Annotated in this window: 24 protein-coding genes; 9 read left to right on the forward strand and 15 right to left on the reverse strand. The window is 70.8% G+C overall.

Annotated features, from left to right (window positions below):
* The 7 genes from E4U92_RS32115 to xseA all read right to left on the reverse strand — a co-directional run.
* On the reverse strand, positions 1 to 3,660 hold a 3,660-nt coding region (locus E4U92_RS32115; protein ID WP_137303960.1), incomplete at its 3' end, for a type I polyketide synthase.
* A 127-nt stretch (positions 3,661 to 3,787) separates the two neighbouring features.
* Complete coding sequence (locus E4U92_RS32120; RefSeq protein ID WP_137303961.1) at positions 3,788 to 4,666, reverse strand: 3-hydroxybutyryl-CoA dehydrogenase; 879 nt, start codon at positions 4,664 to 4,666, stop codon at positions 3,788 to 3,790.
* Positions 4,663 to 5,661, reverse strand: a complete 999-nt coding sequence (locus E4U92_RS32125; protein WP_137303962.1) for a 3-oxoacyl-ACP synthase III family protein — start codon at positions 5,659 to 5,661, stop codon at positions 4,663 to 4,665. The genes E4U92_RS32120 and E4U92_RS32125 overlap by 4 nt, the downstream gene beginning before the upstream one ends.
* A gap of 1 nt (position 5,662) precedes the next feature.
* Positions 5,663 to 7,027, reverse strand: coding sequence for a crotonyl-CoA carboxylase/reductase (gene ccrA, locus E4U92_RS32130; RefSeq protein WP_137303963.1), 1,365 nt, complete (start codon positions 7,025 to 7,027; stop codon positions 5,663 to 5,665).
* A 259-nt stretch (positions 7,028 to 7,286) separates the two neighbouring features.
* Positions 7,287 to 7,439 carry a hypothetical protein gene (locus E4U92_RS36090; protein ID WP_168725238.1) on the reverse strand — a complete coding sequence of 51 codons (153 nt, stop codon included), beginning with the start codon at positions 7,437 to 7,439 and terminating at the stop codon, positions 7,287 to 7,289.
* A 163-nt stretch (positions 7,440 to 7,602) separates the two neighbouring features.
* Positions 7,603 to 7,836 (reverse strand): exodeoxyribonuclease VII small subunit, encoded by a 234-nt coding sequence (locus E4U92_RS32135; protein WP_137303964.1) that lies wholly within the window; start codon positions 7,834 to 7,836, stop codon positions 7,603 to 7,605.
* A gap of 53 nt (positions 7,837 to 7,889) precedes the next feature.
* The gene (gene xseA / locus E4U92_RS32140) at positions 7,890 to 9,098 is read right to left on the reverse strand and encodes an exodeoxyribonuclease VII large subunit (RefSeq protein ID WP_137303965.1); all 1,209 of its coding nucleotides are present in this window, start codon (positions 9,096 to 9,098) and stop codon (positions 7,890 to 7,892) included.
* 71 nt (positions 9,099 to 9,169) lie between these two features.
* On the opposite strand from xseA, the gene E4U92_RS32145 reads away from it, so the two are divergent.
* Complete coding sequence (locus E4U92_RS32145) at positions 9,170 to 10,198, forward strand: 4-hydroxy-3-methylbut-2-enyl diphosphate reductase (protein ID WP_137303966.1); 1,029 nt, start codon at positions 9,170 to 9,172, stop codon at positions 10,196 to 10,198.
* 46 nt (positions 10,199 to 10,244) lie between these two features.
* Positions 10,245 to 11,006: a polyphosphate--glucose phosphotransferase gene (gene ppgK / locus E4U92_RS32150; RefSeq protein WP_137303967.1), complete on the forward strand. Its 762-nt coding sequence runs from the start codon at positions 10,245 to 10,247 to the stop codon at positions 11,004 to 11,006.
* A 52-nt stretch (positions 11,007 to 11,058) separates the two neighbouring features.
* Here the strand turns inward: ppgK and E4U92_RS32155 are convergent, their stop codons facing one another.
* Entirely contained in the window at positions 11,059 to 11,496 is a 438-nt protein-coding gene (locus E4U92_RS32155) for a DUF6542 domain-containing protein (RefSeq protein WP_168374994.1), read from the reverse strand.
* A gap of 630 nt (positions 11,497 to 12,126) precedes the next feature.
* Here E4U92_RS32155 and ychF point away from each other — a divergent pair.
* Positions 12,127 to 13,215, forward strand: a complete 1,089-nt coding sequence (gene ychF, locus E4U92_RS32160; protein WP_137303968.1) for a redox-regulated ATPase YchF — start codon at positions 12,127 to 12,129, stop codon at positions 13,213 to 13,215.
* 108 nt (positions 13,216 to 13,323) lie between these two features.
* Here the strand turns inward: ychF and E4U92_RS36890 are convergent, their stop codons facing one another.
* Complete coding sequence (locus tag E4U92_RS36890) at positions 13,324 to 13,692, reverse strand: tyrosine-type recombinase/integrase (protein WP_229863644.1); 369 nt, start codon at positions 13,690 to 13,692, stop codon at positions 13,324 to 13,326.
* Positions 13,693 to 13,837: 145 nt separating this feature from the next.
* Between E4U92_RS36890 and E4U92_RS36895 the strand changes: the two genes are divergently transcribed.
* On the forward strand, positions 13,838 to 14,083 hold the full coding sequence (locus E4U92_RS36895; RefSeq protein ID WP_229863640.1) for a hypothetical protein: 246 nt from the start codon (positions 13,838 to 13,840) through the stop codon (positions 14,081 to 14,083).
* Between the two features lie 134 nt (positions 14,084 to 14,217).
* Positions 14,218 to 14,562 (forward strand): hypothetical protein, encoded by a 345-nt coding sequence (locus E4U92_RS32170; RefSeq protein WP_229863638.1) that lies wholly within the window; start codon positions 14,218 to 14,220, stop codon positions 14,560 to 14,562.
* Between the two features lie 89 nt (positions 14,563 to 14,651).
* Here the strand turns inward: E4U92_RS32170 and E4U92_RS32175 are convergent, their stop codons facing one another.
* The 4 genes from E4U92_RS32175 to E4U92_RS32190 form a co-directional block, all read right to left on the reverse strand.
* On the reverse strand, positions 14,652 to 15,230 hold the full coding sequence (locus E4U92_RS32175) for an HAD domain-containing protein (RefSeq protein ID WP_137303969.1): 579 nt from the start codon (positions 15,228 to 15,230) through the stop codon (positions 14,652 to 14,654).
* A gap of 31 nt (positions 15,231 to 15,261) precedes the next feature.
* Positions 15,262 to 15,954, reverse strand: coding sequence for a class I SAM-dependent methyltransferase (locus tag E4U92_RS32180; protein WP_137303970.1), 693 nt, complete (start codon positions 15,952 to 15,954; stop codon positions 15,262 to 15,264).
* 1 nt (position 15,955) lies between these two features.
* Positions 15,956 to 16,867, reverse strand: coding sequence for a phosphotransferase family protein (locus E4U92_RS32185; RefSeq protein WP_137303971.1), 912 nt, complete (start codon positions 16,865 to 16,867; stop codon positions 15,956 to 15,958).
* 79 nt (positions 16,868 to 16,946) lie between these two features.
* Positions 16,947 to 17,696, reverse strand: coding sequence for a hypothetical protein (locus E4U92_RS32190; protein ID WP_137303972.1), 750 nt, complete (start codon positions 17,694 to 17,696; stop codon positions 16,947 to 16,949).
* A 223-nt stretch (positions 17,697 to 17,919) separates the two neighbouring features.
* Here E4U92_RS32190 and E4U92_RS32195 point away from each other — a divergent pair, with 223 nt between their 5' ends.
* Genes E4U92_RS32195 through E4U92_RS32205 form a run of 3 tightly spaced genes read left to right on the forward strand, consistent with a single transcriptional unit; the run spans position 17,920 to position 20,271 of the window.
* Positions 17,920 to 19,275 (forward strand): NsdA family TPR-like regulatory protein, encoded by a 1,356-nt coding sequence (locus E4U92_RS32195; RefSeq protein WP_137303973.1) that lies wholly within the window; start codon positions 17,920 to 17,922, stop codon positions 19,273 to 19,275.
* A 1-nt stretch (position 19,276) separates the two neighbouring features.
* A complete protein-coding gene (locus E4U92_RS32200; protein ID WP_137303974.1) occupies positions 19,277 to 19,813 on the forward strand; it encodes an NUDIX domain-containing protein in 537 nt (178 codons plus the stop codon).
* Entirely contained in the window at positions 19,810 to 20,271 is a 462-nt protein-coding gene (locus E4U92_RS32205) for a hypothetical protein (protein WP_137303975.1), read from the forward strand. The genes E4U92_RS32200 and E4U92_RS32205 overlap by 4 nt, the downstream gene beginning before the upstream one ends.
* Positions 20,272 to 20,402: 131 nt before the next feature.
* Here the strand turns inward: E4U92_RS32205 and E4U92_RS32210 are convergent, their stop codons facing one another.
* A complete protein-coding gene (locus tag E4U92_RS32210) occupies positions 20,403 to 21,467 on the reverse strand; it encodes a serine/threonine-protein kinase (RefSeq protein WP_168725239.1) in 1,065 nt (354 codons plus the stop codon).
* A 24-nt stretch (positions 21,468 to 21,491) separates the two neighbouring features.
* On the opposite strand from E4U92_RS32210, the gene E4U92_RS36095 reads away from it, so the two are divergent.
* Entirely contained in the window at positions 21,492 to 21,971 is a 480-nt protein-coding gene (locus tag E4U92_RS36095) for a hypothetical protein (protein WP_168725240.1), read from the forward strand.
* Here E4U92_RS36095 and E4U92_RS32215 read toward each other — a convergent pair.
* On the reverse strand, positions 21,949 to 22,395 hold the full coding sequence (locus E4U92_RS32215) for a phosphoribosyltransferase (RefSeq protein WP_137303977.1): 447 nt from the start codon (positions 22,393 to 22,395) through the stop codon (positions 21,949 to 21,951). The genes E4U92_RS36095 and E4U92_RS32215 overlap by 23 nt on opposite strands.
* Positions 22,396 to 23,165 lie beyond the last annotated feature (770 nt).

The raw sequence follows: 23,165 nt of genomic DNA on the forward strand, positions 1-23,165 counted from the left end.
TGCGAGTGAGCACTCGCCCTGGTGCAGGGCCTGCACGGCGAGGTGCAGGGCGACCAGGGAGGAGGAGCAGGCGGTGTCGACGGTGACCGCCGGCCCCTCGAGACCGAACGTGTAGGACACCCGCCCCGACAGCACACTCGCCGCGGACCCCGTCATGCGCTGGCCCTCGGCCCCGCCGCCCGGACCGCCCTCCGCGCGGAAACCGAACATGCCCGCGTAGACGCCGGTGGAGCTGCCGCGCAGGCTCGTCGGGTCGATGCCGGCCCGCTCCAGCGCCTCCCACGTCGCCTCCAGGTACAGCCGCTGCTGCGGGTCCATGGCGAGCGCCTCACGGGGGGAGATCCCGAAGAACTCCGCGTCGAACTCCGCCGCTCCCGCGAGGAAGCCCCCGCGCCGGGTGTACGACGTGCCGGCGCGTTCCCCGTCCGGGTCGTACAGCGCGTCCAGGTCCCAGCCCCGGTCGTCCGGGAACTCCGAGATGGCCTCGCCCCCCGCCGCGACCAGGTCCCACAGCTGCTCCGGGGTGTCGATCCCGCCGGGGAAGCGGCCGCTCATGCCCACGATGACGACCGGGTCGTCGGCGCTCCCGGCCGGGACGGCGGCCCGGGCGGGCGTGGCGGCCGGGTCGCCGGACAGCTCCGCCAGCAGGTACCGGACCACCGCCCGCCCGGTCGGATGATCGAAGATCAAGGTGGGCGGCACGCGTACCCCCGAGACCGCGGTGATCCGCTCCCGCAGCTCGACGCCGGTGAGCGAGTCGAAGCCGAGCTCCTGGAACGTCAGGTCCATGTCGACGGCGTCCGGCGAGGCGTGCTCCAGCACTGCGGCGATCTCCTGCCGGACCAGGTCCGTGAGGGCTCGCACCCGTTCGCGCTCGTCCAGAGCGGCGAGCCGGCCCGCCGGGACGTCGACGGTGACGCCCTCCGTGCCGGGGCCGGAAGCGGCGGGCTCCTCCTCGTGCTCCCGCGTCGGCAGGTCGGCGGCGCCAGGGGGCACCACGTCGGACCGGCCCGACGGCGCGGACAGCCAGTACGACGAGCGCTGGAAGGCGTACGTCGGCAGCTCGACTCGGCGTCCGGGCGCCACCTGACCCCAGTCGAGGGGCACGCCTTGGACGTGCAGCTCGGCCAGGGCCGCGGACAGGGCCGGGACCTCGGCGCGCGACCGCCGTGCCGCCGCGACGAACCGGGCGTCCCCGGTGAGGCAGTCGGGTCCCATCGCCGCGAGGACGGCGTCCGGACCGATCTCGAGGTAGGTGCGGACGCCGGTCTCCTCCACGGCGCGCATACCGTCCAGGAACCGCACGGCGGCGCGCGCGTGACGCACCCAGTACTCGGCCGTCCCGATCTCCTCGGCGGTCACCGGGCGGCCGGTCAGATCGGACACGACCGTGATCCGCGGCGCGTGGTAGGTCAGGGTGCGCGCGACCTCGCCGAACGCGTCGAGCATCGGGTCCATACGGGGCGAGTGGAAGGCGTGGCTGACCTTCAGCCGCCTGGTCTTGCGGCCCCGCTCCGCCCAGTGCCGCGCGACGTCCAGGACCGCGTCCTCGTCGCCGGCGACGACCGTGGACAGCGGGCCGTTCGCGGCGGCCACCGCCACCTGGTGCTCCCGCCCGCTCAGGGTGGCCGCGACCTCCTGCGCCGAGGCCTGCAGCGACACCATGGCGCCGCCCGCCGGGAGTTCCTGCATCAGCCGGCCGCGGGCGGCCACCAAGGCGCAGGCGTCCTCCAGCGACAGCACGCCCGCGACGTGCGCCGCGGCCAGTTCACCGACCGAGTGGCCGAGGACGACGGCGGGGGTGACGCCGAAGTGCTCCAGCAGCCGGTACAGGGCCACCTCGTAGGCGAAGAGGGCGGGCTGCGTGTACCGGGTGAGGTCCAGCAGGTCGGCCTCCGGCGAGTCCTCCCCGGCGAACATCACCTCCCGCAGCGGCTGTTCGAGTTCGGTGTCGAGCCCGGCGCACACCTCGTCCAGGGCCCGGGCGAACACGGGGTACCGCTCGTGGAGTTCCCGCCCCATGCCGGGGCGCTGGCTGCCCTGACCGGTGAACAGGAAGGCGACGGCGGCCTCACCCGCTGTCCCGCGGACCAGGCCGGGCACCGGCCGGTCCTCCGCCAGCGCCTCCAACGAGGCCAGCAGAGCGTCCCGGTCGTCGGGGAGCAGCACCGCGCGCTGCTTGAAGTGCGTGCGCGTGGTGGCCAGCGAGTGCGCCACGTCCGCGGGCGTGAGCGCGGGACGGTCACGCAGTCGGCGGGCCAGCCGGCCGGCCTGGGCGCGCAGCGCCTGCTCGGTGCGCGCCGACAGGGGCACGAGCACCGGCGAGTCCGGCGCGGGGGTGTCCTCGTGCGGCGCGCGCCAGTCGGACAGCACGAGGTGGCAGTTGGTGCCGCCCATGCCGAACGAGCTGACTCCTGCGAGGACAGGCCCGTCGTCCTCGTCCCGCAGTGGTGTGGGCCGGGTGGCGACGGCGAGTCGCAGTTCGTCGAAGGCGATCGCCGGGTTGGGCCGGGCGAAGTGCAGGCTGGGCGGAAGAATCCCGGCGCGCAGGGACAGGGCCGCCTTGATCAGACCGGCGATACCGGCGGCGCCTTCCAGGTGCCCGATGTTGGTCTTCACGGAGCCCACGAGCAGGGGTTCGCCGGCGGTCCGTCCGGCACCGAGCACCGAGCCGAGGGCCGCCGCCTCGACGGGGTCGCCGACCGGGGTCCCGGTCCCGTGCAGCTCCACGAACCGCACCTCGGACGGTGCCACATCGGCCGCGGCCAGGGCGCGCCGCAGGACGTCCTCCTGCGCCGATCCCCTGGGAGCGGTGAGCGCGCCGCCGCCGCCGTCGTTGTTCACGGCTCCGCCGCGCACGAGGCAGTGGACGTGGTCGCCGTCCGCCATGGCCTGCCGCAGCGTCTTCAGGACGACCACGCCGCCGCCCTCACCGCGTACGTACCCCGAGGCCCGTTCGTCGAAGGTGTACGTCCGCCCCTGCGGGGAGAGCGCGCCGAACTGCTCCGCGATGGTGAACCCCTCCGGGGCGAGGTTCAGGCTCACCCCACCGGCGAGCGCCACGGCCGACTCGCCCTTGCGCAGGCTCTCGCAGGCCAGATGGACGGCCACCAGGGACGAGGACTGGCCGGTGTCCACCAGCAGGCTCGGACCCTGCAGGCCCAGCGTGTACGAGAGCCGGTTGGCGATGACGCCGCGGCTGGTGCCGGTGATGGTGTGATGACCGACCGCGTCGGAGCCGTACTGGTGGACCAACTTGGCGTAGTCGTCCCAGATCGCCCCGATGAACACGCCGGCCGGGGTGTCGCGCAGGGTGCCCGGGACGATGCCCGCGTTCTCCAGCGCCTCCCAGCCCAGTTCCAGCACCAGTCGCTGCTGGGGGTCCATGGCGCTCGCCTCGCGCGGGGAGACGCCGAAGAACTCGGCCTCGAAGCCGTCGACGCCGTCCAGGAACCCGGCCGGGCGCACACCGGTGCCGGCCGGCAGCCCGGGGCGGCCGGCGGGGACCGGGCCGACGGCCTCGTCGCCGTCGGTCAGCAGCCGCCAGAAGGCGTCCGGGTCCTCGGCGCCGGGGAAGCGGCAGGCGAGGCCCACCACGGCGATTGCGTCGTCCGGTACCGAGGACCCCTGCGGACGGTCTGATCCGGGACGGATGGCCATCTTCTTCGCTCTCCCTGTCGGCGGCAGCGGCGCGCGGCGATGTGGGACCGCGACGCGCGGACGTGCGTGAGGTGATGCGGGCGGCGCCAGCCGGGGCTGTCCCACCGCGACCGCGGGGACGGGGCGGCTACGCGTACACGTAGAAACCGCGGCCGGACTTCTTGCCGAGCAGCCCGGCCTCGACCATGCGCAGCAGCAGCGCGGGCGGCGCGTACAAGGGCTCCTTGAACTCCCCGTACATCGCCTCGGCGATGGCCACCGTGGTGTCGAGCCCGATCAGATCGACCAGTTGCAGCGGGCCCAGCGGATGCGAGCAGCCGAGGGTCATGCCCCGGTCGACGACCTCGGCGGTGACCAGACCCGCGTCGACCATGCGGATGGCGGACAACAGGTAGGGGAACAGCAGGGCGTTGACCAGGAACCCGGCGCGGTCGGGGGACTTGACGGCGGACTTGCCCAGCCGGCCCACCACGAAGTCTTCGGCGCGCATGCTGACCTGCGGGTCGGTCATGATGGAGTCGACGATCTCGACCAGGGGCAGCACCGGGGCCGGGTTGAAGAAGTGCAGTCCGACGACGTTGCCAGGGCGGCTGGTGGCGCCCGCCAGGCGCGCGACGGACAGCGAGGAGGTGTTGGTCGCCAGGATCGCGTCGGGGGACTCGACGATCTTGTCCAGCGCGGAGAACAGGTCCAGCTTGAGTGCCTCGTCCTCCTTCACCGCCTCGACCACCAGCTGACGGTCGCCGAGCTCGCCGAGGTCGCGGGTGAACGTGATGCGCGCCAGTGCCGCGTCACGGTGCTCGGCGCTGATCTTTCCCTTCGTCACGGCCCGGTCCAGGGAGCGGGCCACCCGGGCCGGACCCGACTGCAGGGACCGGTCGGAGGAGACCGCGACCCGCACGTCGCAGCCGGCCTTCGCGCACAGTTCCGCGATCCCGACGCCCATGATGCCGCTGCCGACGACCCCGATCCGTTCGATGCCGTGCCCGGCCGGCGCGGCGCTCATGCGCGCACGCCCCAGCGCAGCAGCGAGGCGCCGATGGACATCCCGCCCCCGAACCCGGCGAGCAGCACCAGGTCCCCGGGCGCGAGGAGACCGGACCGGTTGGCCTCGTCGAGGGCGACCGGGACGGAGGCGCTGCCGACGTTGCCGTACTTCTGCAGGGTCCGGTGCGTGAGCGCGCCGGTGAGACCCGCCCGCTCGACGACCTCGCCGAGCATGACACCGTTGGCCTGGTGCGGCACGAAGTGGTCCACCTCGTCCATCGCGACACCGAGCCGTTCGGCCAGCGCGGTCAGGGCCGGCGGAACGTGCTCGCCGACGAAGTCGCGCACACCGCGGCCGTTCATCCTGAAGTAGTGCTCGCCCTCGGCGACCGTGGCGGCCGAGGCCGGCTTGCGGCTGCCGCCCGCCTCCACCCGGATCAGGTCGTGGGCGTCACCGCGGCTGACCAGATCGGTGCCGATGATGCCGTACGGCTCGTCGACCGGTCCGAGGACGGCGGCTCCCGCGCCGTCGGCGAACAGGACGGCCGTGCGTCGGTCGCCGAAGTCGAGGATCCGTGAGTACAGGTCGGCTCCGATGACGAGGATGCGGCAGTCCGGCCTGCTGAGCGCCAGGCCGCGCGCCACCTCCAGCGCGTACACGAAGCCGCTGCAGACGACGTTGATGTCGAAGCAGGCCGCCCGGCGCGCGCCGAGCGTGTCCTGCACCAGATACGAGGTGGGCGGCTGCGGGAAGTCGCCCGTGGACGTCGACACGATCAGGTGGTCGATCGCGTCCGCGCTCAGCCCGGCCTGTTCCAGGGCCCGCTCGGCCGCCCGCACGGCGAGGTCCGAGGTGGCTTCGTGGGGCGCCGCGTAACGCCGGGACAGGATCTGCGTCTTGCGCTCGATCCACTCGGCGGTGACGCCGACGCGGGCGGCGACCTCCTCGTTGTCGACCTCGTCCTTCGGTAAGTAGGAGCCGGTCGCTATGACCCCTGTACGTGTGCCTGTCACCTCATGCCGCCCTTTCCTGGGACGCGAGCGCCTTCCGGCCGGCGCGCAGTGGGTTGAGCCGCTCCGCCCCCAGCGCGGCCCGGGTGCCGGGGTCGGTCACCCCGAGGCCTTCCTCCGGGGCCAGACACAGCACGCCGACCTTCCCGATGTGCCGGTTCCGCTGGACGAGCCTGGCCGCCTCGGCCACCTCGGAGAGCGGATACACCTCCGACAGGACGGGGGACAGCCGGCCGAGCCTGACCAGTCGGTTGAGCTCCCACTGCTCCTGCAGATTGGCCGCGTGACTGCCGACGATGCGCTTGAGGTTCATCCAGAGATAACGGTTGTCGAACTGGTGCTGATAACCCGTGCTCGACCCGCAGGTGACGACCACTCCGCCTCGGCGCACGACGAATACGGAAATGCCGAAGGTCGCCTGTCCGATGAAATCGAAGACGACATGCGGATCTTCTCCGACCGCCGCCCTGATGGCCCGGCCGAGCCGCTTTCCGAGTTGGATGGTGCGTTCCGGGGTGAGGGGTTCGTCGCCGCCCAGACCGATTTCGTTCCGGTTGATCACGACGTCGCAGCCGAGCGTGCGCGAAAGGGCTGCCTTTTCCTCCGAGCCCACCACGCCGACGGGGATGCCGCCCGCATTCTTGACCAGCTGCACGGCGAACGCCCCGAGCCCGCCGGTCGCTCCCCAGATGAGGACGATGTCGCCCTGCTTGATCCGGGCGCCCTTGTCGCTGATGAGCATGCGGTAGGAGGTGGTGGCGGTCAGCAGGATGCTCGCCGACTCCTCCCAGGTCAGGTGGGCCGGCTTCGCCAGCAGCTGGCTGGCGCGGACGACGGCGTAGTGGGCCAGGCCGCCGAAGTTGGTCTCGTACCCCCAGATGCGCTGCCCGGCGCCGAGCATGCCGTCGGCGTGCGTGGCGGGCTCCTGATCGTCGACCTGCACACAACTGACGACCACGTGGTCCCCGGGACGCCAGTTGCGCACGCCGGTGCCCGCCCGGACCACCACGCCCGACGCGTCGGAGCCCAGGACGTGGTACGGCAGGTCGTGGCGCGTCGCCCAGCCGCCCTCGCGGCCCAGCCGCTGCAGAAAACCGAAGGTGGGGACGGGCTGGAAGGTGGCGGACCAGACGGTGTTGTAGTTGATGGAACTGGCCATCACCGCCACCAGCACTTCGTCCGGCGCGAGGTCGGGCATGGGAACACGGTCGACGTGCAGCGACTTCTGGACGTCCCTGTCGGAAAGTCCGTCGAACATGTTCAGGTCTTCGATCCGCAGATGTGCGGCCAGATAGCTGTCCGGAAGTTCGGCCTCCTCGATTGTCGCCGGGTCGGCCCCGGTGAGGAGAGCCTCGGACAACGCATCCATGCCAGCCCCTTCCGTCGGGATGTCGGCTGCTCCGGGATGGGAGCGCCGCGACGCCGGTTACGTTACGCAGCGCCCTGGGGACTGCCGAACCCTTAGCCGCCCCCTAAACGCCACCCCGTAAGGGTGGGGGACGTACCGAGTAGGGGTTTCGACGAAAGGCGGAACGGCGTGCGGCACGCCTGGTCGGCGAAATGCTCCGGTCGGGCCTTCGCCGAGGGTGATGTGAGTGCGCTCACACCCCAGATCCCCCTGACCTCGATCAGGTGGTCCTGTGGCGCAGCGTGCCGGCCGACGCCGAGCACACCGACGGCGCCGCCACCGACATCGACAACGCCGACGTGGACGCGGCGTACGTGGCCCCCACCGACCACGCGGGCACACCGCCCTGGACGGCGCCGCCGGGGAGGTCCAAGCGCTGTCCCGCGCCGCCCGGCCCATCACCGGCCTCGTCCACGAGAGCCGGCGCACCCACGCCGGCCGGCGCGGCGCTGCCGGGATCGGCGGTCGGGTCCTCGCGGGCACGGGCGACGAGCCCGGTGCCGGACGCGAGATCCCGCGCGGGTCCCCGCGGTGGCCTACTCGGTCTCGTCCGTCCCCTCCGCGGCCTCCTCCTCCGCGAGGGCCGCGTCCAGCCGCGCTCGGGCGCCCTCCAGCCAGCGCCGGCACACCCTGGCCAGCTCCTCGCCGCGCTCCCACAGCGCCAGGGACTCCTCGAGGGTCGTCCCGCCCGCCTCCAGCCGCCGCACGACCTCGATCAGCTCGTCGCGCGCCTGCTCGTAGCCGAGCGCCTCGTCCACCTTGCCGGTCATCGACCCGTCCTGTCCGTCATCCGCCCTGTCCGTCGTGTCCCTCATCGGCTCGCTCACCCGTCGACCCGCACCGTGAACTCGCCCTCGGCGACCCGGGCGCGCAGCGCCTCGTCCGCCGCCACCTCGCCCGGGTCGCGCACCACGTGCCCGTCGGCCCGCTGCAGCACCGCGTACCCGCGCCGCAGCGTCATCGCCGGGGACAGTGCCACCACCCGCGCGTGCGTGTGCGTCAGCTCCGACTCGGCGCGGTCCAGCAGGTGGCCCAGGCAGCGCCGCCCGCGGTCGACGAGGGAGGCGACGTGGTCGGCCCGCTCGTCGATCATCCGGTGCGGATCCTGTATCGCCGGGCGCGCGAGCGCGTGGGCGAGCCCGCGCTCCTCCCGGTCCACCAGCGCCCCCACGCACCGCCGCGCCCGGTCCCGCAGGGCCCGTACGCGCTGCATCTCCTCGCCCACGTCCGGCACGACCTTCTTGGCCGCGTCGGTCGGGGTGGAGGCGCGCAGGTCCGCCACGTGGTCGAGGAGCGGGCTGTCGGGCTCGTGCCCGATCGCCGAGACCACCGGCGTACGGCACGCGGCGACCGCGCGGACGAGCTGCTCGTCGGAGAACGGCAGCAGGTCCTCCACGCTGCCCCCGCCGCGCGCGACGATGATCACGTCCACGTCGTCCAGCGCGTCCAGCTCCTTCACGGCCTGCACGACCTGCGGGACCGCGTGCACGCCCTGCACGGCGACGTTGCGCACCTCGAAGCGGACGGCCGGCCAGCGGTGCCGGGCGTTCTCCAGCACGTCCCGCTCGGCGGCCGAGGCCCGGCCGCAGACCAGCCCGACGAGCTGCGGCAGGAACGGCAGCGGCTTCTTGCGCTCCGGCGCGAACAGGCCCTCGGCGGCGAGCGACTTCTTCAGCTGCTCCAGCCGCGCGAGCAGCTCGCCCATGCCCACCGGCCGGATCTCGGCGGCCCTCAGCGAGAGCTGGCCGCGCGGGGCGTACCACTCCGGCTTGGCGTGCACGACCACGCGCGCGCCCTCGCCCACGATGTCGGCGACCGCGTCGAACACCTGCCGGTAGCAGGTGACGCTCACGGAGATGTCGTACGACGGGTCGCGCAGCGTCAGGAACACCACGCCCGCCCCCGGACGCCGCGACAACTGGGTGATCTGCCCCTCGACCCAGATCGCGCCGAGCCGGTCGATCCACCCCCCGATGAGCCGCGACACCTCGCCGACGGGCAGCGGGGCGTCCGCGGACGTGTTCACAGCCATGCGGCGAGCGTAACGGCAGGCACCGACAGCCCGGGGCAGGAGATCTTCGGGCCCCGGGGCGCGGCCTTACGATGGGACCCATGACCGCTTCGCCTGGCCGCCGTGTCCTGCTCGCCGCCCCCCGTGGCTACTGCGCCGGTGTGGACCGCGCCGTGATCGCCGTCGAGAAGGCCCTCGAGCAGTACGGGGCCCCCGTCTACGTCCGGCACGAGATCGTGCACAACAAGTACGTCGTGCAGACCCTCGAGAAGAAGGGCGCCGTCTTCGTCGAGCGCACGGAGGAGGTGCCGCCGGGCAACATCGTGATGTTCTCCGCGCACGGCGTCGCCCCCGTCGTCCACGAGGAGGCCGCACGCGGCCGGCTCGCCACCATCGACGCCACCTGCCCGCTGGTGACGAAGGTGCACAAGGAGGCCGTGCGCTTCGCCAACGACGACTTCGACATCCTGCTGATCGGGCACGAGGGCCACGAGGAGGTCATCGGCACGTCCGGCGAGGCCCCCGACCACATCCAGCTCGTCGACGGCCCCGAGGACGTCGCCAAGGTCGAGGTCCGCGACCCCTCCAAGGTCGTCTGGCTCTCCCAGACCACGCTCTCCGTGGACGAGACCATGGAGACGGTCGACGCCCTGAAGGAGAAGTTCCCGCAGCTCATCTCGCCGCCCAGCGACGACATCTGCTACGCCACGCAGAACCGTCAGCTCGCCGTCAAGCAGATGGGCGCGGAGGCCGAGCTGGTCATCGTGGTCGGCTCCCGCAACTCCTCCAACTCCAAGCGGCTGGTCGAGGTCGCCAAGCTCGCGGGCGCGCGCGCCGCGTACCTGGTCGACTTCGCCGACGAGATCGACGAGGCCTGGCTGGAGGGCGTCACCACGGTCGGCGTCACCTCGGGCGCGTCCGTGCCGGAGGTCCTGGTCGAGCAGGTCCTGGAGTGGCTCGCCCAGCGCGGCTACGGCGACGTGGAGATCGTCAAGGCGGCCGAGGAGTCCATCACCTTCTCGCTCCCCAAGGAGCTGCGCCGCGACCTGCGCGCGGAGGCGGCGACGCTGGTGGCCGAGCGCGGCGGCGCGGGCGTGACGGAGCCGGACCCCGCGCAGTGACCCGGGGGCGGCCGTGACCGCCGGTGGGCCGTCGTAACGTGGAGCCATGCAGATCTTCGGTGTGGACATCGGCGGGTCCGGAATCAAGGGCGCCCCTGTGGACCTGGACAAGGGCGACCTCGCGGCCGAGCGTTTCAAAGTGCTCACCCCGCACCCGGCCACGCCCGACGGCGTGGCCGACGGCGTGCGGCAGGTCGTCGAGCACTTCGGCTGGACGGGGCCGGTCGGACTGACCTTCCCGGGCGTGGTCACCGGCGGGGCGACGGTCCGCACCGCCGCCAACGTCGACAAGGGCTGGATCGACACGGACGCGCGCGCGTTGTTCGCCGACCGGCTCGGCGGCCTCCCGGTGACGGTCGTCAACGACGCCGACGCGGCGGGCATCGCCGAGATGAGCTTCGGCGCGGGCAAGGGCCGCAAGGGCACCGTCGTCCTGCTCACCTTCGGCACCGGCATCGGCAGCGCCGTCTTCACCGACGGCGTCCTCGTGCCCAACACCGAGCTGGGCCACCTCGAACTGCACGGCCACGACGCGGAGAAGCGCGCCTCCAGCAAGGCCAAGGAGGACGAGGACCTGAGCTGGGAGCACTGGGCGCACCGCGTCCAGAAGTACCTCGCCCACGTCGAGATGCTCTTCTCGCCCGAGCTGTTCATCATCGGCGGCGGGGTCAGCCGCAAGGCCGCCAAGTTCCTGCCCCACGTCGAGGGCATCCGGGCCGAGATCGTCCCGGCCGAGCTGCAGAACAACGCCGGGATCGTGGGCGCGGCGATGCGGGCGGCGCAGGCGGAGGGGCACAGCCAGGGGTGAGTCCGCGGGCCCGCTCGGCCCGGCCGGCGGCACCCCCGCGCGGGCCGGCCGCTCAGGGGGCCGCCGGCTGACGGCGGTTCCTGGCCCGCCGGTGGGCGGCGACCAGGGCGACCCGGCGCCCGAGCACCAGCAGGGCGGCGACCAGCGTCCCGGCGTACAGCCACGCGGCCTGCGTGGCGAGTGCGGTCAGCAGGCCCATCGCGTACGACCCGAGGCCGCCGTCGCCGTCGGCCACGGGGAGCAGCCCCACGGCGAAGGCGATCGGCAGGGCGACCGGCGCGGCCCGCAGGTCGCCCGGCCGCACCCACAGCGCGGTCAGCACGGACACCGGCAGGAACAGCACGCCGTACGCCGTCAGCGACGCCCCGCCCAGCCACCGGTCCACGCACCCGAGCGCGAGCATCAGCGCCACTGCGAGGAGTCCGGCCCCGAGACCGGTGAGCCGGGCGTGGGACGGCCGGCGCGGCGACGGGTCGGGGGCGGCGGGCACGGGGGGCCGTACGCCCCCGGCGGACTGCCGCGTCGTCCCGCCGGGGCGGGGCCGCGGGGGCTTGCCGGCCCGGGGAGCGGACCCGGAGGCGCCGGGCGTCCCGGTGCGCCGGGACGAGGACCCGCGGAAGGAGCGGGGGGTGCGCCGGGCCGGGCGGGGCCGGGGGGACCGGCCGGCCGGAGAGCCACCGGGGGCATCGGCGCCGTCGCCGCGCGGGGAGCCGTCCGTTCGTCCGGCCGCGTCCGCCCGCGCGGAGTCACGCGGGCGCCCCAGCGAACTCGACGGCCGCGGCGGTGCCTCGCCCCCGCTCCCACCCCCCGCCCCGCGTCCGGCCCTGCCTCCGCTCCTGCCCCCGCCCTTGCCGGCGCCGCCCGCCGCGCGGGCCGACTGGGGCGGCAGGGGCGAGGTGCCCGGCCGTGTTCCGTGCTGCTGTGAGGGGCGCCTTCCGTCATGCTCCACTGCTCCAACCTAGGTCTGCTCATATGCCGAACGGGGCGCGGGACACGCCGTCGGCGGGACAGTGGCCAAGCGTTCGACAGCTCCGCCGGTCCGGGCGCGCGCACGCCGTAGACTGGTGGATCGGCCGGTCCCCTGGCCCCCTGGCCCTCACCACATACGGGAAGTCGCAACGTGTCGCTCACGATCGGAATCGTCGGTCTGCCGAATGTCGGCAAGTCGACCCTGTTCAACGCCCTGACCAAGAACGACGTGCTGGCGGCCAACTACCCGTTCGCCACGATCGAGCCGAACGTCGGCGTGGTCGGCGTCCCCGACCCGCGGCTGGCCGAGCTGGCGAAGATCTTCAAGTCGGAGCGGGTCCTGCCGGCGACGGTCGACTTCGTCGACATCGCGGGCATCGTGCGCGGCGCCTCGGAGGGCGAGGGCCTGGGCAACAAGTTCCTCGCGAACATCCGTGAGTCCGACGCGATCTGCCAGGTCATCCGCGCCTTCAAGGACGAGAACGTCGTCCACGTCGACGGCAAGGTCTCGCCGAAGGACGACATCGAGACGATCAACACCGAGCTGATCCTGGCCGACCTGCAGACGATCGAGAAGGTGCTGCCCCGCCTCCAGAAGGAGTCGCGGATCAAGAAGGACGTGGCGCCCAAGGTCAAGGCCGTCGAGGAGGCCAAGGAGATCCTGGAGAAGGGCGACACGCTCTTCGCCCACGGCATCCTCCAGGGCAGCGAGCGCGCCGAGCTCCTCCACGACCTGCACCTGCTGACCACGAAGCCCTTCCTCTACGTCTTCAACGTCGACGAGGACGAACTGGTCGACGAGGACTTCAAGGACCAGCAGCGCGCCCTGGTCGCCCCGGCCGAGGCGATCTTCCTGAACGCCAAGCTGGAGGCGGACCTCGCCGAGCTGGACGAGGAGGAGGCGCTGGAGCTGCTGGAGTCGGTCGGCCAGCACGAGCCCGGCCTCGCGACCCTCGCACGCGTCGGCTTCGACACCCTGGGCCTGCAGACCTACCTCACGGCCGGCCCCAAGGAGTCCCGCGCCTGGACCATCAAGAAGGGCGCGACGGCCCCCGAGGCCGCGGGAGTCATCCACACCGACTTCCAGAAGGGCTTCATCAAGGCCGAGGTCATCTCCTTCGACGACCTGGTCGAGTCCGGCTCGGTCACCGAGGCCCGCGCGAAGGGCAAGGCCCGCATGGAGGGCAAGGAGTACGTGATGCAGGACGGGGACGTGGTGGAGTTCCGCTTCAACGTCTAATACGTTCGGCGAAAGGCCGTCTGACCTGCGACGGATCGGGTTAGGCGGCCTTTTCGGTCCGCACAGAGTCCGCAGCGTGCTGACTTCGGTCGGCGCGCGGGGGAGCGGTTACGCCGCTTCGTCGACCGGTGGCTGGGCGTCGGTGGACTGGTCCGCGTACGCCTTGTCGACGGCGGCCCGGGTCCGCTCCTCGGAGTCGGGCCACAGGTGGGTGTAGATGTTCAGCGTCATGGCCGCGTTGGTGTGGCCGAGGCGCTCGGAGACCGTCTTCACGGACTCGCCGTGCTTGATCAGCAGGCTGGCGTAGTGGTGCCGGAGGGCGTGGGGTCCGGTGCCCTTCGGTATGCCGGCCTTCGCGCAGGCGGGCCGCCAGGACGCGTCCATGAAGTGCGTGTAGACCACGGGTCCGCCCTGCGGTGCCGTGAAGATCCAGCCCTCGGGCCCATCGGCGGGAAAGTCCCGCAGGTGGGCCTTCATCGCATCCACCGGCATCCACCGCCATGCGGGGGAGCGGGACCGTGCGGTGCGAGCGAGCGGTCTTGGGCGGGCAGACGTACACGCCGTGCTTGGCGGTCTGCTGGATCTGCTGCTCGACCGAGACGGTCGCGTACGGCAAGTCCACATGCCGGAGCTGGAGACCGAACAGCTCGCCGGGGCGGAGCCCGGTGGCCGCGCCGAGCAGCACGAGGCCCTTGTAGCGGGCGGGTGTCTCCTCGGACAGCGTCCGCACCTGCTCGACGGCCAGTGGCACGATCTTCTTCCGGGGTACCGAGGGCAGCTTCGCCTCGGCGCACGGGTTGTGGGGGATCATCCGGTCACGGACGGCTGCCCGGAAGACGGCGTTGACCGTGTTGAAGACCGTCCGTGAGGTACTGGCGGCCAGCCCGTGCGTGGTGGTCAGGCTGGTGACCCAGCTCTGTACGTCGCCGGGCGGTCGTTTTGTTCTCTGATCGTCTTCCGGCCGGCCGGCGGCCCTTCCTCGATCGCCTATCCCTGGCTTGCGTGGAAATCGTCCTGAGCGAAGCCGCCATGGCTAGGTGGACCCAGCAACGTGCATGTCAGGCAACCCCCGACGTGGTTGCTTCTTCGGAAAGGCAGTTCACCTCGATCGGGCTGCCGCCGTACCCGGCATGGTTCGAGCCGATGGGACGGCCCGTTCGGTGGTTCTCTGCCCCTGGTTTGCTGCTGTGCCTGGAGCCCGGTTCGCAGGGGAGGGATCTGGTTGTGATCGGCAGGACGGAGGATGATCTCCAGCTTGCCCTCGAAGCGATTCCTGGTGCCTGGCCTGCGGCCGCGCCAGTTGTAACGGGGCTGGTCGACGGGGGTGACTTCATTCTGCCGTTCTGACGATCACGGCGGCTGAGCAAAGACGAGCGTTCGCAGGAGAGCGAAGGACCCTCGCTCGTAGGACCTGCGCTTGATGAACTTGGTACGTGTCAGGCTGCTTCGGTTTCGCTCGGAGTAACGGTCGCACCAGCCCGCACGGCCAGCAGCCGCTCCGCCCACGCCCAGGCCTCGACCACGTGTTCAGCCTGCAGCCCAGCACGGGGATCGGGTTGGATCAGGAGGGTCGCCGCGCCGCGGGCGGTGCGCTCTGCGGCCCAGGCGTGGTCGAGGCTGGTGAAGTCGTCGTCGATCCAGACGGCGGGGGCGTCTGCCAGCCAGGCGTCGACGTGGTCGCGTTTCCACAGGTAGCCGTTGGGGTGGCTGGTGGTGATCTGCGGGCGGGGGAGGTCGACGTGCGGCAGAGGGGGGAGGTCGAGGAGCGGTCCGATCAGGGTGGCGGCGTCCTGCCGCCAGCTGGTGCACCAGACCGGCGTGACGAGACCCGTACCGATCACGTCCATGAGCATGGGGCCGTGGGCGGGGTCAAGCCAGACGGTGACCGGGTTGTCGGCGCTGCGGCCGGTGGGGACGACGTCGTGGCGGGCGTGGGTGGCCGGGGCCGAGCCGTGTTCGTCGGGGAAGGGTATGAGGACGCCGTCGATGTCGAGGAGCAGGTAGGGCGGGTGCATCGGTCCTCCATAGGCCGGATGAACGCGGATGTCAGAGCTTGCGGGCGCGGATCAGCAGGGTGGTGGGCCAGTGGCCCATGCGGGGGTCGCGGAACTCCTGGGCTGAGGTGAGCCAGAAGCCCGCCTGGCTGAGGTGCCTCTCCCACCGGTCCGTGGAGAACTCCCAGCGGGCGATGGGTAGGCGGGTGCGATCGGGAAGAGTGACGTGGTCGCGACGAGGCCGGTCGTCGCCCGAGGGGCTTCGGCCACCACGCTGCGGGTGCGGGATGGAGAAGGCGAGCACTCGTCCGGGTGCGAGGCGTTGGGCGATGGCCGGGAGCAGGAGCTCGGGGGCGACGAGGCCGATGGCTCCGAAGACGGAGTAGATCGCGTCGAACTGATCGTCGGTGGCGTGCAGGTAGTGCAGGGCGTGGCCGGCGACGAAGGTGAGGGTGTTCAGCCGTCCGTAGTGGGAGCGGGCGCGGCGGACCTGGAGGCCGACCAGGTCGACGCCGGTGACGTGGGCGCCGTGGCGGGTGGCGAGGTGGGCGGCGTTGTGGCCGGGGCCGCAGCCGAGCTCCAGGAGCCGCTTGCCGCGCAGGTCGCGGCCGAGGATCTCGGCTCCGGGCCCTTGGCCGGGTCTCGTGGTCCATTCCATCCGTGCGGGTACGGAAAGGGGTTCGGCGAGTCCGGCGGCGGTGCGTTGGAGTGCATGGGCGTGACAGGGGGATGCCTGGGCGAGCACGTCAGATCTCCAGGAGGTGGAGGACGTCGGTGAGGTGGCGGTGGACGGCCTTGATGTAGGCGGGGTCGGTGGCCGGGTCGTTGATCCAGCGGATGGACTGCTCCATGAACCACTCGACGGCCCACATGCGGTGCCAGCCCAGGGCCCAGTTCTCGGCGGTGAGCCCGCCGCGCGGGGCAAGGGCGTCGGGGGTGCCGCCGGCGGTGACGTACTGCTCCAGGAAGACGCGCAGGCGCACGGGGTGCGGGGGATCGATGGTGCCGTGCCAGCTGGCGAGGTCGAGCAGGCCGGGGCCGGTGAAGGCGCGGGCGAAGTCGAGCAGCCGCCAGCCGCGCTCGCCGATGTGGAGGCTGGTGGGGTGGAACTCGGAGTGCACCCAGCCGAACGGTTCCAGCGTCGCTCCGGCCGAGCGGGCCTCGGCGGCCTGGGCGATCCGGTCGAGCGCGTCCTCGACGTCGTCGGCGTCCTGCCACCGGTCGGCCTTGCGCAGCCGTTCGAGATGCTCCAGCGCCCTGGCCGGCAGCGTCCGCAGCCGGTTCTGATCGAGGACGGGCAAGGGCGGAGCCGTACGGGTGCCGTGGAGGACCACGGCCGCGGCGACGCCGTCGAGGTCGTCGGCCTCGCGTACGGACGGTCCGAGGTCCTCCATGAGCATGCCGAGCCAGCCGTCCAGGACGGCGGAGGCGTGGACCTGGGGGACTGGTACGCCGAGGGTGTGGGCCAGGCGGAGGGCCTGGTCCTCGCTGTCGAAGGGCTTCTTGGCGTACTTGAAGATGGCCGTGGAGCCGTCGGGGAAGGTGACGCGCTCGACGCCGGACATGGACCACACGCGTACCTCCTCCCGTACGGCGGTGGTCTGGCCGGTCGCGGTGAGCAGGCTGTCGAGGAGTTCGGCGCTGGGGTTCATGGTCACGAGAGGTCTCCGGGGAGAAGGTGGCGTCCGGGGCGGGCGAGGGATGCCGGCCCGCCCCGGAGCCTGATCGGGCGGTGGGTTACGCGGCGGGGTTCATACGGTGGGCGTAGACCTGCTCGATCCAGCCCGCCTTGAACGCAGCGAGGTCGTCGCGGAAGTTCGCCATCGAGGCACCGTAGGGCGCGACCACGCCGCCGGACTGGTCCGGCACGGACTGGCAGCCGTGGACGAGCCGGCCACCGAGCGCGGCGTGGGCCTTGATGGACTCGATCCGGCGGTGCTCGTTGAACCAGCCGCCGTGGTAGACCTCGTCGAGCATCCCGCCCATCTCGTCGTCCAGGTCGAAGACGACGGAGGTGGCGGCGGGGAAGAACCAGCACGGGCCGACGTTGGAGATGTGCCCGTCCAGCTCGACCTTGTTGAGCGCCATGAGCGTGGCGGCCTCGCGGAGCATCCGCAGGTGGTCGGCGGTGATCTGCGGCAGGCCGAGGCTGGCCAGGTGCTCGTCGCGGAAGAGGTACGCGTACACCTCGTACGCGGTGGCCAGGACACGGGCCGCGTCGGGGGTCGACTCGCTGTGGTGCTTGATGAAGTCGAGCGCGAGCTGCTCGACCGCGCTCTCGGTCGTCTCGTCCACGTCCAGGAGCTGGGACTTGACCAGCTCCCAGTCGGCGACGATCCAGGCGTTCGACTCGAAGCGGAAGAAGTACTCGGCCGGGTCGATCGTGATGCGTCGGCCGTCGACCTGGATGCCGGGCAGGCGGCTCCAGCGCGGGTCGAACGCCTCGGGCAGCTCGACTGTGATGGCCGTGGTGTCGATGGTGGTCACCGTGTTCTCCGTCTCTGATTGGCCGGGTTCGGGCACAGGAATGCCCGAGCCCGGTGTGGGCGTACGGAACTTCGGGGTGCCGCCCGGACCAAGGGGAGCCTGGATCACGGTCGCGCCGTTCCGGGCGGCTCCTGATAAGTGAACCGGTGGTCACGCTCAGTGGGTACGGTGGAAGGCGGTTGAAGCGGTATACGCGGTTTACAGCTCCGGAGTGGAGGCGATCGTGGCGGCGCAGAGAGAACCCAACTCCCGTCTGCGTGACGTCATTGAGGCGGTCGACTGCACCTACGAGGCTCTCGCCAGAGACGTGCGGCGTATCGCCGCCGAGAACGGCGAGATCCTCCAGACCAACAAGTCGGCCCTCTCACACTGGGTGAACGGCACCCGTGCCCCGTCCGGCCGGGTAGGTCAGTACCTGGCCGAGGCGCTGTCCCGCCGAGCGGGGCGCACGGTCACCCAAACCGAGATCGGCCTCCAGACCAGCGCTGACGAAGCGCCGGCGGAATCCGACCCTGTCCTCGCCGCCACCGACCTGGGCCGCGCCGACGTCGAGCGCCGCCGCTTCCTAGCCATCGCGGCCTTCACCACCGCCGGCGTTGCCATGCCGCTCGGATACGACCACGAAGCCACCGCCCGCATGCTCCGCGCCCGCACCGGCACGTCCATGGTCGGCGCGGAGGACGTGGACGTCGTACGGCAGATCACCGCGGCCTTCAGTGCTGCCGACGAGCGCCTCGGCGGCGGGCACGGCCTGACCACTGTCACCGCGTACCTCGCCGACACAGCCGCCCCCATGCTGCGCGGACGCTTCCCCAGCGAAGCCTTACGCCGGGCCGCCTTCGGCGCCGTCGCCGAACTCGCCTACCTCGCAGGGTGGAAGCACCACGACCTCGGCCAGGAAGGCGCCGCCCAGCGCTACTACCAGGTCGGCTACAAGCTCGCCTGCGAAGCCGACCCCCACGGCCACGCCGCCTGGATGATGCGCGCCCTCGCCCACCAAGCCCTGAGCCTCAAGCAGCCCCACCACTGCGTCGACCTCGTCGAAGGCGCCCTCCGCACAGGTCTCGGCCACGTCGACGGCCAGACCGAGGCCCTCCTCCACATCACCCACGCCCGCGCCTACGCAGCCACCGACGAGAACTCGTCGGCCGCGCGCGCCCTGCTTGCTGCTGAGGACGCACTCCTACGGGACGACGGCCCCCAGCCCAGCTACTCCCGCGTCAGTGGCCCCGCCGCCGGCACCGTGGCCAGCCACACCGCCCGCACCCTGACCGACCTCGCAGACCACATCGGCACCGAGCAGCAGCACCGGGACGCCCTCACTCGCTGGGACCCGGCCAAGTACAAGCGTGTCCACGCCCTCACCCACGCAGACCTCGGCGACAGCCTCGCCGCCCAGGCCCGCGCCGACGAGGCGGTCGCCGCCTGGGCCCAGGCCCTGGTCCTCATGGAGGGCATGACCTCCGACCGGACCCGTAAGGCGATCACCTCAATCCGCTCCACGCTCGCGGTCTACCAGCGCCGCAAAGTGCCCGGCGCCGCCGATCTCGCCCGCCGCGCTCGCGAGGCCCTCGCCTAACATGCCCAACAACCCGCCCGACGAAGGGAACACCGTGACCCAGCAGACCGACGACCAGCCGAAGGCCCTCAAGCCGGCGCTCGAATCGATGACCCTGCTGGTCGCGGCCGTCATCGTCCACGACAAGGCCACCAACCGCGTTGTCCTCCTGCAGCGCAGCGAGAACGCCAAGTTTGCCCAGGGCAGGTGGGACCTCCCCGTCGGCAAGAGCGAACCGGGCGAGCCCATCACCGAGACCGCCGTCCGCGAGCTCTACGAGGAGACCGGCCTCACGGTGAAGCCCGAGTCCCTCAAGGTCGCCCACATCATCCACGGCGCCTGGGGCGTCGAAGCCCCCAACGGCTTCCTCACGGTCGTGTTCGCCGCCCACGAATGGACCGGCGAGCCCGAGAACCGCGAACCGCGCAAGCACGCCCAGGTTCGCTGGGTCGACACCGACGCCATCCCTGAAGCCTTCGTTGACACCACCGCCTGTGCCCTCCACCAGTACTTGAATGACGGCTCGGAGGTCTCGCTGGACGGCTGGTCGGCAGCGTGAGCATCACGCTGCTCCACCTCATACCCAAGGACCCGCACTTTTCGCCTGCACCGGCTGCGAGCGAAGCTGCGCAAGCCCGGCTACAGCAACTGGTTCCTGAGGCGTTGGGCGGTTACGACGTTTGGGACATCCCTGGCACGGCCTTCATCGATCCCGGGGAGAACTGGTGTGGTGTTCGGTGCCCCGCATGCGGCTCCGACATCGAAGACTGGTGGGGCGACGCGATGGACACGGCAGCCCTTCCGGACGGCTATTTCGATGCACTCGCCATGACGATGCCCTGTTGCTCTGCCCAGACGGACTTGAACGCCCTCGACTACGTCGAGGCTGCGGGTTTCGCCAGGTACAGCCTCGTCACCACAGACCCAGAATGCGAGCTGCCACTACCACCAGCCAGCATCCAGGCGCTGGAGGACCTCCTGGGCACGGACCTGCGACAGGTCATCGCCCGGTACTGACGTCAAGCGCTGGCTTCGCTACGCAGAGCTGCTCGGAAACAGAAGCTCGTACGGCAGGTGATGTCGTCCGGTACACGCGGCACGTAGTTCGGGGCCGCGCGTGCGGCCACAGCCAGCAGGCGAGCGGCAAGCTAGACGTTGCGAAGCACAGTGCGCAATGCGGCAGGAAGGCTATCTTGTTGGATTCCGCTCTTCTCGTGCTGGCGTGCTCGCCGACCTGTCTCGTGGCGCACCTCGACGCTGTAGCGGCCGCGTGCGTCCTGCACCGCGCAGACCGAGACTGCCTTCACCTTGTTGGTGGCGCCCCCTTCAAAGCACTGGTCGTGACCATCGTGGGGTGTGACGCGGCGCCAAGGTCTGTGAGGGCGTGAACATTGAGCGAGTTGGTTTGCGAGAGCTTGCGCGCTGCTGGGGCGAGCAACTGGATCGAGGGAGAGTCCTCGTTCAACGACGTTGCCGAGGCCCTGGGAGACATACGGGGCGACATCGCGCAGTTTGTCGAACTGACCGTGGAGAATTCGCTCCCTGCGGGCGTCTCGTCCCAGGGCTATCGGCCCGTTCGGGTACTGCCCGGACAGGAGGTAGAACATGGTGGCAGCCAGCGAGTAGACGTCTGAGGCCACCGAGCATTTGCCTGTACTCAGTACTTCCGGAGCTACGGTGGCGTATGTTCCGTTCGCGGCGGTATAGCCGTCGGCATCCATCCGCGCGGCAAAACCAAGATCTCCCAGCAGGACGTTGTTGCCGGTGTCGACGAACGCATTACCTGGTTTGACGTCGCGATGAAGTAGGCCGGCGGCGTGGACGCGCTCAAGTCCGTGCCCGAGTTGCTGGCCCCAGCGCACCGCCTTAGCGATGTCGACGCCGAACGGTGCTGAAGCTGATTCAAGATCGCCGTCCATGACGGGCATCGTGATGTAGCGGATGTCGGTCCCGCTGGCGATGTCGGCGTTGTAGACGGGGAGGAGGTACTGGCTCTGCAGCTCCTTGAGCGCTTGGGCCTCGTCCCACGTGGCTGGCTGACCTGACTGCGGTTCGAAGAGCTTGAGCGCCACCTCTGTGCGCAGATGCTCGTCCTCGACCCGATAGACCTGGCCACCAGCCCCGCCCCCAAGGCGTTCCAACACCTTGTAGCGATCACTGATGCGGTTCCCGACCTGGCGGTTGCCGACCTGGGCGATGACCGTTCCCGACATGCCCGTCACTCTATAGTGCTGTGCATGGAGGTACTCGGGATCAGTGTGGGCTTTCCAGCGGCAGGGCGAGGCCCTGTAGTTACCTGCGTTGTCCTCGGGGGGTCGCGGGGCGAGCCCCAGATTCAGGAGGCCTGTGAGCTTCGAACGGCGGCGTTGGAGGCCATCGACCAGGTTGAAGACCTGGGGCGCATGCTCAGTAGCAAGCTCTCGGCATTGAACCCCAACGCCGTAGTGATCTGCGTCGCGGACGTTAGCCCCGCCGGGAACCGCAAGGCGGCACCCCGTCATCGCCTCATGATCGAAGGTGCTCTCGGGTACGTGTGCCGTGATCACAAGATCCAGCAGGTTGTGTACCGCAACGGCAAGGAAGTCGGCGAGGCGCTTGGCCTGAGCAAGGCGGAGGCGCTCGCACGTGGTAAGGCGCTGGACTCTAGGCGCTCGGCGGCCGCTGCTGCGGCCCTCACGGCTTTGCCCGCATCTACTACAGACCCGAATCTGTCGTAGAAGACGAGCGGGTCGGCGGTCGTTCTCCGAGGACGTCCAGCGCATCTACGCCGCAGTCCTCGGCCTGGGCTGCAACCGCGGTCAGTTGATGGAGGACGACTGCATGGATACGTCGTGCTCCGTGGCTGCGGGCGTGGCGGGCAGCCTGTGCCACCGAAGTGCCGCTGGCAAGGTTGACGTCCACGATCAGTACGTTCTGTGAGGCTGCGGCTGTCTGCGAGGACAAGCTGACCAAGTCGCTGCACGAAGACAGGAGTGCGCCGACCAGGCGCTCGGCAACGGGGCTGGCGGCAAGGACCGCTTGGGCGCCGCACTGGCGCGCGACAGTGATCACTTGCTCCGTGGCGTCGCGTAGTGCACCCGGATCGGTGAGGCGCTCGATGTTGTTGTGAGCCGTGTCCACCGCGTCCAGCAGGTCGCTCATCGGTACACCCCCATAGGAACGCTGGTTCTTCGGTCTGTGCAGTCTTGATGGGCAACGGCGGCGTGCCAATACCGACGCTGATTCCGTTACCAACGACACTGCCTTCGGCCGCTGTGCAGGGCAAGCCGAACGGCAACCGATCCCCCGTCCTGTGGTGTGACACGTCCCCAGGGCACTCGTAGAAGGGCTCAGGCTTCATACGTGCTCTCGGAGAAGATCTGCCCCAGCCGAACTGGGGTACCTGGTATCGACGAGCGGCTTATCTGGGTGCGACACGAGCAGGGTGCTCGCGTCTACTCCTCCCTCGTGAACCCTACGCGTGCACACAGGCGTGCGCAGACATAGCCGCGGACGGTGAGATCGTCGCTGCTAAGCAGTACCTCAGCAGGCATCTCCGTGAGGTGGAACTGGTTGCCAGGCAGTACCGCGCCTTATCTTGCTCGCCAGCAGGTGGCGCTGCGGCTGTCGACGGTCCTGCTAAAGAGGGGGTCAGAGCTGCGCTGGAAGCGGGTCACCGCACCCATACGTGGTCGGTTCTACAGGGACCAGAATCAGCCGGAAGTAGCCGTTTGCCCTCTCATCAGGACGAACGCTGCGAAACTCTCGAGGGAACGGAAGGCAGCGTTGTCGGGGGGAGAGCGCACTGACGCAGAAGAGCGACAAGCCCTACTACCGGGCAGGGCACTGGGTGCGGCCGCCGGTCGCCAAGCAGGTGAAGAAGCCTGCGACGGGCCTTGTGATTGCGGCGGCGTTGCTGGCTATTGCTGCCT

It is taken from the genome of Streptomyces galbus, from assembly GCF_005280195.1.
Classification (GTDB): domain Bacteria; phylum Actinomycetota; class Actinomycetes; order Streptomycetales; family Streptomycetaceae; genus Streptomyces; species Streptomyces galbus.